Here is a 14,324-nt window from a genome sequence, read left to right as displayed (position 1 = left end):
AGTTGGCACATTCGCTCGACGCGGTGAAAACCGTTCATCTCCTCACCTTCCTAGGCGCCACGCCCTTAACTCCCTCCGCAATCGCACGCACGTGCTCCGGAGTATTCCCGCAGCATCCGCCCGCGAAGTTCAGCAAGCCACCCTGCGCGAAATCCCTCATATAATCCTTCATATGCACCGGCTCCAGATCGAAACCCGTCGGTGCCAGCGGATTTGGCAATCCGGCATTCGGATAAGCGGAAACATAAGTCCCAGCCACGTCCGATAGTTCCTCGAGAAACGGCTTCATCAGATCCGGACCCAGCGAGCAGTTCAACCCGATCGCCAGCGGCTTCACATGCATGAACGCATTCCACAACGCCTCCACCTTCTGCGCGGAAATCATCGTTTCCCCACCCAGACCCACCGCCGCGGAAATTATCACCGGCAGCTTGACCTTATCCTCGTCAAAAACTTCCTGCACCGCCACCGCAGCCGCCTTTGCATTGAGCGAATCGAAAATCGTCTCAATCATCAGAATATCACATCCACCCTCGATCAGCCCCCTCACCTGCATCCGGTAAGCCTCCAGCACCTGATCGAATGTCACCACCCGGAACGAGGCGTCCTCCGCATCCGGCGAGTTACTCAGGGAAACCGTAAGCGGCCCGATCGCTCCAGCCACATAACGCTTCACCCCGGTATCCGTGCCCACATCATCTGCCATTTTCCGGCAAAGCTGGGAGCCTTTCACATTCATTTCCCACGCCAGCTCATTGAGGAAATCGTCCTCCAGAATCTTCTGGAAAAACTCCGGATCCTTACGCCCACCCTTCTCCCGCGGATCTTCCACGAAGAACTCACTCTGCGCGATCCCAGTGGCCGAAAAGGTGTTTGTTTCACAGATATCCGACCCCGCGTTATAGAATTGCTTGTGAATATCCGCGATCACTTCCGGATTTGTAATCGAAAGAATATCCCCGTTGTTTAGAAGATCCTTCTCGTTCTTTGCAAATCTCTCACCACGCGCCGCCGCCTCATCCAGACCGTAGGTCCGGATCGTCGTGCCCATCGCCCCATCCAGCACCAAAATCCGTTCCTCAAGACTCTTCTCGATCTCTGCTGTAAAATCCGGCTGCGACATGCCCCGAACCTAGCCCTCAGACAATCTCGTTCAAGTTTCAAATCATCAAATCAAGATATGATGATAAACGAACGAAAGTATTTCCACGCCTCGCTATAGAACATAATAATACACCCAAGAGCGCAATTAATCCGTGCCACAGCCGGAAAAAAACCTCATCAAAGCCTCCAGTAAATTTCACCACATGTCTGCCACACAAGTTCTACACCCGGACCGCATCCCAAAAACCGGATTTCTCGCCATCCCCGGCCGCCTCAATCTCCATCAGCTACAGCAACTCGAGCAACATTTCGCAGACAGGAAAATCACCTACCTCATTGAGGAAAACGATCATCATGAGCCAAATTTACGCGCTCATATGGAGAAATCAGGCAACGGAGCCATGTTCTCCATCGCCGATAAAAACCCGGCATCCGCGGGCAAAGAATTCGCAGGGTTCATCAAAGGCGGGGACATCCTTCTATTCGTCCCGGGAAACTCCGCCGCCCGTCCCGCCACCGCTGTCCACATACCGGCATCTCATCTGAAGACACTCGCCGCCTTCAGCCTTGCCACGCTTCCAATCGCGATCGATTGCCCGCAGGAATCCTGCCTCAGTATCGAGAAACGCAGCTCACTTCCCGATAGCGTCATCTGCTTTGGGAAACCGATTCCTGAAAGCAAAGCAAGTCTCCCGGAATTTCAGACAAGCCTACTGGAAGCCTTCGAGGAGGCTTATTCCACCCGCTCCATCCTCAAGGGATCACTCGCTACCGCGCTCCTCCACGGGCTCAAAAACAATCCAAATAACAAGCTCATCGACGGCTCGGACGATGCGGTCCTCAACTTTTCCAAGATTCTCCCCGTCGCTCTCGCACTTGCGAAGCACATCAAGGAAGAGACAGACAAACCACGCGTTGCCATCGTCCTTCCACCCGGAAAAGGCGGCCTCATCGCGAACCTTGCAGTCCTCTTCGCCGGGAAAATCCCGGTAAACCTCAATTTCACAGCATCCCACACAGCTGTCCGCTCATCCATCCGCCAGGCGGATGTCGATCGCTTTATCACAGCGGATGCTTTTGTGCGCAAGGTCTCCGGTTTTCCTTGGCCGCCAAATCGCGATATCATCTTCATCGAACGCACCATTCCCGAGCTTAAAAAAGACATCGTGAAATGGGCGTTTCTCTCGAGGGTTCTGCCCGTCCCCGTTCTTGCGGGCATGCTCGGGCTAAACAAACGCCGCGATGGCGACGAGGCAATCCTTCTCTTTACCTCCGGATCATCGGGCGAGCCAAAAGGCGTCCCGCTCAGCCACAGGAATGTTCTGGCAAACGTCACCCAGTTTGCCTCCCGCCTCGATATCGGCCGCGATGCATCCATCCTGGGCTGCCTCCCTCTTTTCCACTCCTTCGGCTGCACCGTCACCCTCTGGTATCCGATTATCGAAGGTATCAATCTGATCACCTATCCGTCGCCGATGGAAACGAAACGGCTCGCGGAGCTCATTTCCCTCCATACCATCAAGGTCCTGCTGGCCACCCCTACATTCCTGCGTGGCTATATGAAACGCATCGATCCAGTCCTTCTGGAGTCGCTCAAGCTCGTTGTCACCGGCGCGGAGAAACTTCCGCAGAATCTCGCGGACTCATTCGAGGATAAATTCGGCGTTCGTCCACTTGAGGGCTACGGCCTCACCGAGACCTCACCCGCCACCAACGTCAATCTCCCAACACCCACGGATCAGGAGAAAACCCACTCTCTCCCTGCCCGTAAAAACGGTTCCGTCGGCCAGCTGCTTCCAGGCATCGCCGTGAGACTCATCGATCCCGCCACCGAGAAATCAGTCCCTCTCGATCAGCCGGGAATCATCATCATGAAAGGGGCAAACATCTTCCCCGGCTACCTCAACGATGTGGAAAAGACCAAGCTGGTCCTCTCAGATGACGGCTGGTTCAAAACCGGCGACGTCGGCATGCTCGATGAAGACGGCTTCCTCCACATCCAAGGCCGTATCTCCCGGTTTTCCAAAATCGCCGGTGAAATGGTCCCGCACGAAACCATCGAAGGAGCCATTAACAAAGTCCTCGGCCTTGATGGTGAAACGGAAAGAAAAATTGCCATCGTCGGCATCCCTGATCCACAGAAAGGCGAAGCCATTATTCTTCTCTCCACGATTGCTGGCAATGCACTCGAACAGGAATGCATCGATCTCCGCTACAAGCTCCTCGATGAGGGCCTCACCTCCCTTTGGTGCCCGAAGATTATCGTCCCTGTTGAGGAAATACCGCTTCTCGCCTCCGGCAAGCTAGATATGAAAACCTGTCAGGAGTTGGCCACCCAGGGCTGATCGACCTCTGAATTCGAAGCGCGCGGGCAATCCAACAGCACGAGACTTGATTTCATCTCCCGTCACTCATCTGGAGAACCAGATCAATCGATTGCCCGCCCCGGTTGGCGAGTTTCTCTGGTTTGGCCTGAAGCAGGCGTGGGCTTGTCTCTTCGGAGCCCTTTTGCTTTTGGGCATCCTCGCCACCAGTGTCTATTACCCGGATATCCCGCTCACACGCTACGATTTCCTCGTCATCTACGCAGTTGGTATCCAGCTGGCCCTCTTTGCGCTGAAGCTGGAATCATGGCGGGAAATTTGCGTCATATTCCTTTTCCACCTCATGGCAACGGGCATGGAACTGTTCAAAACTTCCGAATCCATCGGTTCCTGGGCCTACCCGGAAAGCTCCTTCTTCCGCATCGGAAATGTCCCTCTCTTCACTGGATTCATGTATTCCGCCGTCGGCTCCTACATGGCCCGCGCATGGCGTGGCTTCCACTTCCGTTTCACTGGTTTTCCACCTCTATGGATTGCGGGGATTATCGCCGTTCTCGCATACGCGAATTTTTTTACCCATCACTATATTCCCGATATCCGCTGGCCGCTCATCATCGGTGGTGCCATCGCATTCTGGAAAACAGTCATCCATTTTAAGCCAAAAAAAATGGAGCTGAAAATGCCCCTTATTTTTGGTTTCTGCCTCGTAGCTTTCTTTATCTGGATCGCCGAAAACGTCGGGACCCTCGCCCGTGCCTGGCAATATCCGAATCAGAAGGCCGGCTGGGAAATGGTTTCCATCTCCAAATTCACCGCATGGTATCTTCTCATGCAGCTTTCTTTTATTTTGATTTACTCCCTACGCCAGCTGGAAGGCCGGCTGGGAGTAAAAGGCCCGGAGAAGGTTATCCCCGGGAAATCGGTCTGATGGAAATTACCAGGTTCTGGCGATTGTGCTGGCATCAGCTTCACCGCCTTCGTCTGTTCCAAGACTCCAAACCGCCGAACGCTTACCACGCAGAGTGCTGTCGGACATCTGGACAGTGATGTTCGAACCGCTGCCTGAGCTACCAGGAGTCACGATGAGAGATTCATCATAATCGGAATCCATCTGGAAGTAATAAGGCTCACCCCATGGATCGTAGAGACCGGTAATTTCGTTGTTGGTGTTATAAGTGGCACCGTCCCGTGGATTTCCCGAGCTCTTCGCATCCTTTACAGTCAGATAACGAATCCCGCGTGTATTCTCCTCATTGTCATCCTGCGCTGCGAGGATGTTCAGGATCGCAAGACCAGCTTCACTCGTGGTATTATAAACGGTGGAATCACTTTCATCACCGCCTGGAAGCGCGGAATAATCGGAGTAAAAGGACTCGATGTTCGCGGCAATCGAAGTAGCGGTCGCTTGCGCCGTTACCTTCTTCGCCTTGTTCATCGCTGCTTTACCGCCGGCAAATCCAGCTGCTGCCAGAACCGCGATAATTGCGATGACCACCAGTAGCTCTACCAGCGTGAAGCCTTTCGGCAAACTTTGTTTCATTGGGTTTTTCATGAAGTATTATGGAGTTTATTTATGTATATATGATCGCCTGCAATCCTTCAGATACACCGCAGGACTGCATTTACAATGCATTGTGAAGTTACCACCTGATTTTTCAGGATCAATTCATTTCGTCGGCTTCGAGCTTACTTGGACTGCTCCAGCATCCGCAGAAGTGGGAGCTCCGCACGTTTCCGGGTTTCCTCGTCCATCTCGACGGTTGGGCTTAGATCACGCAGGCAGTTCCGCAGCTTCTCCATGGTGTTCATTTTCATGTAGCGGCAGTCCGCGCAAGCGCAACGATCCGTTGGCCCTGGGATCAGATTCTTATCCGGGCACTCGCGTTTCAGACGGTGCAGCATCCCGCTCTCCGTCACTACAATGATATCATTCACCGGCGCATTCTTGCAGTAATCCACCATCTTCTCAGTGGAGCATACCTCATCCGCCAGAAGTCTTACCGCCTGGGTGCACTCCGGATGAGCCACTACCAGCGCATCCGGATACTCCTCCTTGATGCCATTGATCGAGTCACGGGTGAACTCCACGTGCACATAACAGGCACCCTGCCAAAGATCCATTTTGCGACCGGTCTGCTCCATCACCCACGCACCCAGATTCGCATCGGGAACGAAAAGAATCGGCCGATCCGCCGGTGCCAGGTTCACGATTTTCACCGCATTTCCCGAAGTACAGATCACATCGCACAGAGCCTTCACTCCGCCGGAGCAGTTGATGTAGGCGATCACATAATAATTCTTCTCGGCATTTTCCTTCAGGAAAGCCTCCAGCTGGTCCGCCGGGCAGGATTGCTCCAGCGAGCAACCAGCATCCTTATCTGGAAGAACCACGGTTTTCGTCGGATTCACAATCTTCGCGGTCTCCGCCATGAAATGCACACCGCAGAAAACGATTACTTCCGCATCCGTTGCCTTCGCCTGATACGCCAGGCCCAGAGAGTCCCCCACGTAATCCGCCACATCCTGAATATCTCCGGTCTGGTAGTTATGCGCCAGAATGATCGCATTCCGCTCGCGTTTGAGTTCTAGAATCTCCTCCTTAAGGTCCAAGGCAACTTGCATGGGCAAATCTCCGCACTGAAGGCATAAGTTGCAAGATCGAATCCCGAACTACCCCTCCTTGGAATCCAGATAACCTCTCCATCCACGGAATTCACTCAGATCCCGCGCACGGATCGCAGCCCGTGGCTCGGCGATGAAGCCACTGACCTCGTTCCCGTTCTTCAGCAAGACCTTCCCGATACCCAGAGGCCCCGGTATCTTCGATACGAAATCGCCAAAAGCGGCCCTGGTCATCGACCAGACTTCCACTTCGATCCCCACGCCCTCTCCATCGCCCACACGGATCAGCGCCGGTCTTTCCGGCAGTCCGCCGCCTTCCGGCACCAGATACATCCTGTAGCAATCCGCTGTCCTACATACGAAATCCAGGCTCGCACCCCGATCCCGTAGCTGCCAGTTCAGCGCCATCCCATCCAGATGCGCTCCACAAACCGCCACCTGCACCTCGTCGAAGGCACCTGTAAAATCTCCTCCGGCATCCCTGCCGTTCAGCCCCTCATATCTCGCGCCGATCTCCAGTAGTCCGCGATCCATCCCCGCTTGCGCGAAAATCGTCACACCCCACGGCAGCCGTCCGTCATATCTACCCGCCGGCAGCGCCACCGCACAGTAATCCAGCAGATTCATGAAATTCGTATACGTCCCCAGAATGGAGTTCAGCTTCACCGGCTCGGCAGCGACCTCGTCCACCGTGTAGTTTCTCGGCGTCGTCGGAGTGATCACAAACGCCAATCCCTCCATCGCCTGATCCGCCAGCCGCTTGCAGTCCGCCATCTTATATTGCGCCTCGAACAACGAGCTCGCCAACGGTGCCTCACCACCCTCAATGATCCCCCTCGTCACCGGAAAAACTGACTCAGGCTTTTCCTTCAGGAAGTCCTTGATCGCCACGAAACGCTCGGTGACCCACGGCCCCTCATACAGTAGACGCGCCGCCGCCATGAATGGCTCCAGGCTCACCTCGACCGGAGTTCCGCCCAGCTCCTCGAATCTCTCCACCGCACCGCGAAACAAGTCACCAGCCTCTTCCCAGCCGAAAAACTTCAGATCCTCCGCTCTCGGCACACCGAAACGGAATTCCCCGCCAATCCGTTTGGAAAACGGCACTACTTCGCGACTCCATGCCTCTTCACGATCCTGTTTCGCCGTCACCTGATACACCAGATCCGCATCCCCACAGGAATTTGCAAAGACCGAAATACAGTCCAGCGATTTGCAAGCGTCCACCAATCCCTTGGTCGAAAGATAGCCACGCGTCGCCTTCAGTCCCACCAGCTCATTAAACGCAGCCGGCACCCTGCCGGAGCCCGCCGTGTCCGTTCCCAGGGAGAAAGGCACCAGCCCCCTCGAAACCGCCACAGCCGATCCACAACTCGAGCCACCCGGCAGATAGTTCTCATCGAAAGGATTCTTCGGCACCGGATACGGAGTCCGCACGCCCACCAGCCCTGTCGCGAACTGATCCAGATTCGTTTTCCCGAAACAGACGGCCCCGGCCCCGCGCAGCAGCTCCACCACTGTCGCGGATTCCTCAGGATCATAGGAAAACTCCGGGCAAGCCGCCGTCGTCGGCAGTCCCGCCACATCGATATTGTCCTTCGCCACATACGGCACACCATATAGCGGAGCGGATTTATCAACCCCTTCCAGCTGGGCCAGCACCGCCTCCCAGCTCATTTTCGAAATGAAAATTCCATCATCATCCACATCGCGGATCGCCTCCCATACCTCGCGCAAAACTTCCACCACCTCGCGCCCACCGGCATACGCCGCCTGAAATTCTCCTATCGTTTTCATAAAATCCTAGTCGTTCGTTTTCACAATCATCAGCGCATCGCCGGCCTTTACCATCGCTCCGGGCGAAACCAGCACTTTCACAACCTTCCCGGCCTTCGGCACCGGGACGACCATTTCCATTTTCATCGCTTCCAGAATCAGGCCGGTCTGCCCTTCGGAAACCTCATCGCCTTCCTCCTTTTCCACCTTCCACACACTGCCCATCATCGGCGATTCCACAAAGACGCAACCATCCGGCAGCTCGATTTCCTCGCTCACCACCTCGGCCTCTTCCATGTCCACCAGGTTCAGCCCCGCCTCTTCCCAGCGTTGCCGCTCTTCGGCGAAGGCCTGCCGCTGATGCAGACGGAATTCCTCGATCGATCCGGCCTCTTCTTCCAGAAATGCCAGATAGTCCCCCAGCTTGAATCTCTCCACCTCGATCTTCGGCACGAATTCCCCGGTCAGGATCTCCCGTCTCAGTTCCAGCAGCTTTTCAGGGGAAACTTCCTCCCATTTCAGCCTGTCGAAAAATCTCAGCAACCACCGCTTGGTGAACACCTCGGTCTCCCGATACTTGTTCCAGATCGGCGTGGTGCGTCCCACAAATTGATAACCACCCGGCCCCTCCATCCCGTAAATACAGAGATATGCGCCGCCGATGCCCACCGCATTCTCCGGGGTCCAGGTCCGCGCGGGATTGTATTTCGTGGTCACCAGTCTGTGCCTCGGATCCAGCGGCGTTGCCACCGGCGCGCCCAGATACACATCACCCAGACCCATCACCAGATACTCGGTTGAGTAGACGATGTCCTTCACGTCCTGAATACTATCCAGTCCATTGATCCTGCGGATAAACTCGATGTTACTCGGGCACCACGGCGCATCGGCGTTCACGCCCTTCATGTAGCGCTCGATTGCCACCTGTGTGCTCGGATCATCCCACGCCAGCGGCAAGTGAACCACACGGCTTTCCACCTCGGCGTCCTCCAGTGCCGGCAGCTCTTTCAGCCCCTGCAGCATCAGCGCCACCACATCCTTCTCGGAGGTTTCCCATGGATCGTAATGCACCTGCAGCGAGCGAATCCCCGGCGTCACATCCACAAATCCTACCCGCTCTTCTCCCTTGATCCACTCGTAGAGCAAATGCACCAGGAACCGCAGACGCAGATCCAGCACCATTTCCCCCACCTCCAGCAAAACATACTCATCCCCTGCACGGCGTATCACCACATCCTCGCCCTGCACCTCACCACGGGCGATCACCATATCCTCCGTCTCACCCTTCGGTAAAACAGGATACGCGCCCCCGGTTTCGATCCATTTCTCCACCTTCGCCGCCTGCTCACGTGCTGCATCCATCCCCACAGGGCTGAATTTCACCTTATCGCCGGGCTTCAGTTGCCCCACTTTCCATAGCTCCGCCTCGATGATCGTCACCGGGCAAACGAATCCTCCCAAACTCGGACCATCGGGCCCCAGAATCACCGGCATATCTCCAGTGAAATCCACCGCTCCCACCGCATAGGCATTGTCATGGATGTTCGATGGATGAAGCCCCGCCTCACCACCGTCTTTCCGCGCCCACTTCGGCTTCGGTCCGATCAAGCGCACACCCGTCCTCGCGGAGTTGAAATGCACCTCCCATTCCGTTTCGAAAAACGTCACAATATCTTCCTCCGTGAAAAAGTCCGGTGCACCGTGCGGTCCGTATAGAACGCCGATCTCCCAGTTCCCATCGTAGATAAATTCTTCCCTCTCCCCCGCAACGGCGAGTCCGGTGCCCACTTCGCCGATCTCCAGCACATCGCCCGCCACCAGGGCCCGCCCTCCGTGTCCGCCGAATTGCCCGAGCGTGAAGGTCGATTTGCTGCCCAGATATTCCGGCACATCGATCCCTCCGGAAACAGCCAGATACCCGCGGCACCCGTCTTCCGCTTTCCCCATCTCCAGCACCTGGCCGGATTTCACCTCCACCCCTACTCCGGTGGCAATAGCCACGCCATCCAGCTTCGCCCCCATGTCCGCACCGCTCAGCGCGATCACCGCGTCGAACCCGAATTTTAAACTCGGCCCCATCATCGTGCACTCCAGTGCCGCGGCATCATCGGCATTGCCCACCAGGCTATTTGCCAGACGGAACGCCAGCGAATCCATCGGCCCGGATGGCGGAACACCCACATCCCAGAAGCCGATCCTGCCCGGCCAATCCTGCACCGTGGTCATCGTGCCGCCACGCAGCACTTCCACGATCCGCGCACTGAATTTGAGCGAGTCCAGCCACTTCGTGCTCACACCGCCTTTTTGAAAATCTTCACTGCCGATGATCTGCCGCAAGTAATCCAGATTCGTCCGGATCCCGCCGATCTTCGTCTCCGACAAGGCCGCCGCCATGTTGCGCAACGCCTCGGCACGGTCCGCCCCCTTCACCTGCACCTTCACCAGCAATGGATCGTAAAATGTGCTCACCTCTGTCCCTGCGGAAATCCATCCATCACACCTCACACCCTCGGGATATTTCACCTCGGTGATCAGTCCCGCACTCGGCAGGAAATTCTTCGAGGCATCCTCCGCATACACCCGCACCTCCATCGCAGCGCCACTCGCTTCGACCTTGTCGATCCCCGCGATCGGACTATCTCCCGCACCCAGTTTCACCATCCACTCCACCAGGTCCACGCCGGTGGCCAACTCCGTCACCCCGTGCTCCACCTGCAGCCGGGTATTCACTTCGAGGAAATAGAATTCTTCCCGCACCTTATCGAAGAGAAATTCCACCGTCCCCGCGGAGCGATACTTCAGAGATTCGCACAAGCGCACCGCTGCGGCAAAAATCTCCTCACGCATCCCCGCAGTCAGCCCCGGTGCCGGAGTCTCCTCCACCACCTTCTGGTTCCGCCGCTGGGCGGAGCAATCGCGCTCACCCAAAGCCAGCACCTTGCCCTCGCCATCGCCGAAGATCTGCACCTCGATGTGCCGCGCACTCTCCACAAACCTTTCCAGAAATACCCCCGCTTCGCCGAAGTTCGACTTCGCCAGCCTTACCACCTTCTCGAAGGCCGCTCTCAGCTCGTCCATGGATCTACAGATCTCCATCCCGATCCCGCCGCCACCCGCCGTGCTTTTGAGCATCAGCGGAAAACCAATACCCTCGGCCTCCGTGAGCGCCTCTTCCAGGCTACCCACCAGCCCCGTCCCCGGGCAAAGCGGCACACCGGCCGCCGTCGCCAGATCACGCGCCGTATGTTTTAAGCCAAACTCCCTCATCGAAGCACCCGTAGGTCCCAGCCAAACACAGCCCGCAGCCTCACACTTGTCCGCGAAGTCCGCATTCTCGCTCAGCAAGCCATAGCCCGGATGCACCGCACCCGCACCGCTCTCCGCGATCACTTCCAGGATCCTCTCCACATTCAAGTAACTTTGATCCACCGGCCCGGCCCCCAGCAGGTAAGCCTCGTCCGCCTCCAGCACATGCGGAGCCTCACGATCCGCCTCCGAATAAACAGCCACCACCTTTACCCCCAGATCCCGCAAAGTCCTACCGACCCGCACCGCAATCTCACCCCTGTTCGCAATCAATACCTTCTCAAACATAACAAAAATCTCCTTAAAATTTATCTAACTCAAAAACTCAAAGCCCTCGCCCAGAGCCCGGACCCCGGAATTCAGTCCCCCAAAAGCATTGGGAAAAAAACCCAGAAATCCAGAACCCCCGGCCCTGCGGACCTCACCAGCTTCCGCGTCTCCGCGGTAAAAACCACCAAGTCCCGGAAAACCAGATACTCCTGCCAGAGCGACACCACTAAACCCGAGCCCGACTGGCCCGTTCTTCCTGATCACCCGGCACTGATCACTACTCACTTCCATACCAACACCTCCACCGGCGTAGGATTCCACCCATTGCACGGATTGTTCAGCTGCGGGCAATTTGAAATCAAAGCCATCACATCCATCTCCGCACGCATTTCCACATACCTACCCGGCGCGGAAATCCCATCCGCAAAGCTCAGCTCACCCTTGGGCGTCACCGGCACATTCATGAAGAAATTGATATTGCAGGTGATATCCACCTTCCCGCCGCCCATTTCCTGGACACCACGGATGAAGCTATCGCGGCACGCATGCATTGGTTCCTTCTCCAGAGCGTAGCGCATTGTATTGCTCTCGCGGGAGCACGCACCACCCACCGTATCATGACGACCACACGTATCCGCCACGATCTCCAGCAGCACATTTCCACGGTTCGAAATCAGCTTCGAGCCAGCACTCAGATACAGCGCGCCCTGCTTCTTGATCGTATCACTGGCCGAGTATCTCTCCGCCAGATCTCCCGCCCGGAAAAACAACGTATCCGCCGCCTGGTTTCCTTCCAGATCATGGATCCGGAACGTCTCTCCGGCTTTGATCTCCTTCCACCAGTAGTCCCCGGCACCGATCACCGACCGATACCCCGCTGCTTCCGTAATCAATTCGCTCTCTTTCATAATCCCTTGCTGAGTTCTTGGTAATCGCACGTGTTCTGGAACGCCCTGCCATTCTCCGGGTGGGAAATAATGCACGCGTCCCCGTCTGCCACCGGCTCCCCTTCGGAGACCTCCAGCAGCACTTTTTTGGAAAGATATTCCCCCTCCGTATCCAGCGGATGCTGGCACGTATTCAGCACCACCAGCGTATCCATCTCCATCCGCAGGCTCACACTGTCGCCAGCCTTTGAATTGCCCGGCACATAGGAGAGTCCGCCCTCCTCATCGGTCACCACCTTGCTGAACCAGTTGAGATTCGGCATCAGATCCTTCTCGCCCATCCCCCACTTCGCCAGCTCGATCATGAAGCACTCAAACCCGCTCCTATACCAGTCGTTCTTACCGTCCTGATACGTCAGCTCACCGTATTTCGCCTTCACCTCCGCCGCGTCCGTCGCACCACACACCGTATCGTGCCAACCCACCGTATCATCAATGATCGATGCGATAAGCCGCCCCATATCCGTGTGCAGGCACAGCCCCTTCTCCATGAAAAACACCTGCTGCCCCTTCAGCGTATCCGGCATGTTGTAGCGCTCCGTGCGCTCGTGGGCATTGTAGAGCATCATCCCCACATTTGCCCCACCTTCCAGATCCGTCAGTTTCAGGACCTTGCCCTTGCCAAGCACCTTGGACCACATACCGGCACAGCTTAGTTCGATTTTGTAGATTGAAGTATTCATATAGAAATTCCTATTTACCACCCTTCGCATGCAGCGGCGGGATCAGGTTCGGTGTCAGTGTCAGATTCGCGCTCTTCACCCCCTTGCAGGTCACCAGCTTGTTCGTCACATCGCGCAGCCGCTTCGCCGGCCCCTGCATCAGGATCACCTCCAGCACATGATCCCCCTCCAGCAGTATATGTTGGGAGGAAATCACCTCCGTCACATGCTCCCGGCAGATCCGTGAAAGATCACGCAATACCGCACTCTTGGACTCGTCATAGACCAGCGATAAAGTCCCCGCCATCACCTGAGATCCGATCTTGCTCAGATGCTGCGCCGCCTGCGCATGGATCATCTCGGAGATCGCCTGGGATCTGCTATCAAACCCCCGCTCCTTCACCACCCTGTCCAGCGCCTGAAACGTCTCCTCCGTCATGGAGACCGTCACCCGCTTCAAACTATCATTGCCATCATTCTTTGCCACCCCCCCGAACTAGCAAAACACGGGCCAAGTATGAAGTATTTTAATTTTCGTCACACTCACCACTCAAACCCTGGCAACCCACCCCAAGGAGCGGCTGCGTTCCGCTGCCGGACAACCACAAAACCCAAGTCTTCCACTGCTCACCAATAACCTTAAAACATATAAATACTACTGCACCCGCCCCTAAATTCGTATTGGATCAAACCGCTTTTATTCTTTGACCACCAAAGTTTTAAACCCCAAATAACAATGAAATACCTACCCATAGTAATATTCCTACTTTGCGGATTCACTTCACATGCAGCTGAGGAATCACCGGATCCTACCTGGTATACAGTTCCACCTGGCTGGGAGTGGAGGAAATGGGAAAAACTACCTCAAGAACAACAATACGAGGTCGTAACCTCTCAGGCCGGCATCGCCATCTATCTCAGACTCCGTGAAGAGAAGTTTATCGAACTCACAGAGAAATCCGCCAAACGATTCACCGGCCACTACTTCACCTGCCCCCAGGGAATGAAACCCTACCTGGTCAGAGCATTATACGGCCACGGAGGAACCGGCTCTTACGATGTCACCTTCCAAGGCACAAAAATTCACGTATCCCACAGCTCACTTGGCGATACCATGGAATCCACCAAATCCGCCATAATCGTAAACCTCCCCTTCCAGCCCACAGAAGTCTTCACTCATAATAGCGTAGGAGGGTGAGCAGATCGCAATCCCCCCCTTGAACATTGCATCCCCTAATATGGAGAAGGGGTTTGTAACCCCGTTGCACAACCCAAGCCCTCCATAACCTCCGCCCACCTTCCCACCCAAGGAG

Annotated in this window: 11 protein-coding genes; 3 read left to right on the top strand and 8 right to left on the bottom strand. The window is 55.9% G+C overall.

Features of this window, described 5'->3' with window-relative positions:
• Nucleotides 1-34: 34 nt before the first annotated feature.
• A complete protein-coding gene (locus AAGA79_RS06960; protein ID WP_411828051.1) occupies nucleotides 35-1,123 on the bottom strand; it encodes a homocysteine S-methyltransferase family protein in 1,089 nt (362 codons plus the stop codon).
• Nucleotides 1,124-1,307: 184 nt separating this feature from the next.
• On the opposite strand from AAGA79_RS06960, the gene AAGA79_RS06955 reads away from it, so the two are divergent.
• Nucleotides 1,308-3,449 (top strand): AMP-binding protein, encoded by a 2,142-nt coding sequence (locus AAGA79_RS06955; RefSeq protein WP_411828050.1) that lies wholly within the window; start codon nucleotides 1,308-1,310, stop codon nucleotides 3,447-3,449.
• Nucleotides 3,450-3,495: 46 nt separating this feature from the next.
• Entirely contained in the window at nucleotides 3,496-4,356 is an 861-nt protein-coding gene (locus tag AAGA79_RS06950; RefSeq protein WP_411828049.1) for a DUF817 domain-containing protein, read from the top strand.
• A gap of 6 nt (nucleotides 4,357-4,362) precedes the next feature.
• Here the strand turns inward: AAGA79_RS06950 and AAGA79_RS06945 are convergent, their stop codons facing one another.
• The 7 genes from AAGA79_RS06945 to AAGA79_RS06915 all read right to left on the bottom strand — a co-directional run bounded on the left by AAGA79_RS06945 (nucleotide 4,363) and on the right by AAGA79_RS06915 (nucleotide 13,498).
• On the bottom strand, nucleotides 4,363-4,980 hold the full coding sequence (locus AAGA79_RS06945) for a prepilin-type N-terminal cleavage/methylation domain-containing protein (protein WP_411828048.1): 618 nt from the start codon (nucleotides 4,978-4,980) through the stop codon (nucleotides 4,363-4,365).
• Nucleotides 4,981-5,114: 134 nt separating this feature from the next.
• Nucleotides 5,115-6,050, bottom strand: a complete 936-nt coding sequence (gene nadA / locus AAGA79_RS06940; RefSeq protein WP_411828047.1) for a quinolinate synthase NadA — start codon at nucleotides 6,048-6,050, stop codon at nucleotides 5,115-5,117.
• 48 nt (nucleotides 6,051-6,098) lie between these two features.
• Nucleotides 6,099-7,847 carry an allophanate hydrolase gene (gene atzF / locus AAGA79_RS06935; RefSeq protein WP_411828046.1) on the bottom strand — a complete coding sequence of 583 codons (1,749 nt, stop codon included), beginning with the start codon at nucleotides 7,845-7,847 and terminating at the stop codon, nucleotides 6,099-6,101.
• Between the two features lie 6 nt (nucleotides 7,848-7,853).
• Entirely contained in the window at nucleotides 7,854-11,420 is a 3,567-nt protein-coding gene (gene uca, locus AAGA79_RS06930) for an urea carboxylase (protein ID WP_411828045.1), read from the bottom strand.
• A 263-nt stretch (nucleotides 11,421-11,683) separates the two neighbouring features.
• Nucleotides 11,684-12,310, bottom strand: coding sequence for an urea amidolyase associated protein UAAP2 (locus AAGA79_RS06925; protein ID WP_411828044.1), 627 nt, complete (start codon nucleotides 12,308-12,310; stop codon nucleotides 11,684-11,686).
• Complete coding sequence (locus AAGA79_RS06920; RefSeq protein ID WP_411828043.1) at nucleotides 12,307-13,032, bottom strand: urea amidolyase associated protein UAAP1; 726 nt, start codon at nucleotides 13,030-13,032, stop codon at nucleotides 12,307-12,309. The genes AAGA79_RS06925 and AAGA79_RS06920 overlap by 4 nt, the downstream gene beginning before the upstream one ends.
• A 10-nt stretch (nucleotides 13,033-13,042) precedes the next feature.
• Nucleotides 13,043-13,498: a CopG family ribbon-helix-helix protein gene (locus AAGA79_RS06915; protein ID WP_411828042.1), complete on the bottom strand. Its 456-nt coding sequence runs from the start codon at nucleotides 13,496-13,498 to the stop codon at nucleotides 13,043-13,045.
• A 249-nt stretch (nucleotides 13,499-13,747) separates the two neighbouring features.
• Here AAGA79_RS06915 and AAGA79_RS06910 point away from each other — a divergent pair, with 249 nt between their 5' ends.
• Nucleotides 13,748-14,209, top strand: a complete 462-nt coding sequence (locus AAGA79_RS06910; protein ID WP_411828041.1) for a hypothetical protein — start codon at nucleotides 13,748-13,750, stop codon at nucleotides 14,207-14,209.
• Nucleotides 14,210-14,324 lie beyond the last annotated feature (115 nt).

It is taken from the genome of Luteolibacter sp. AS25, from assembly GCF_046736275.1.
GTDB lineage: Bacteria > Verrucomicrobiota > Verrucomicrobiia > Verrucomicrobiales > Akkermansiaceae > Luteolibacter.
Note: the sequence above shows the minus strand (reverse complement) of the source record. Positions and strands in the feature narration are given on the sequence as shown.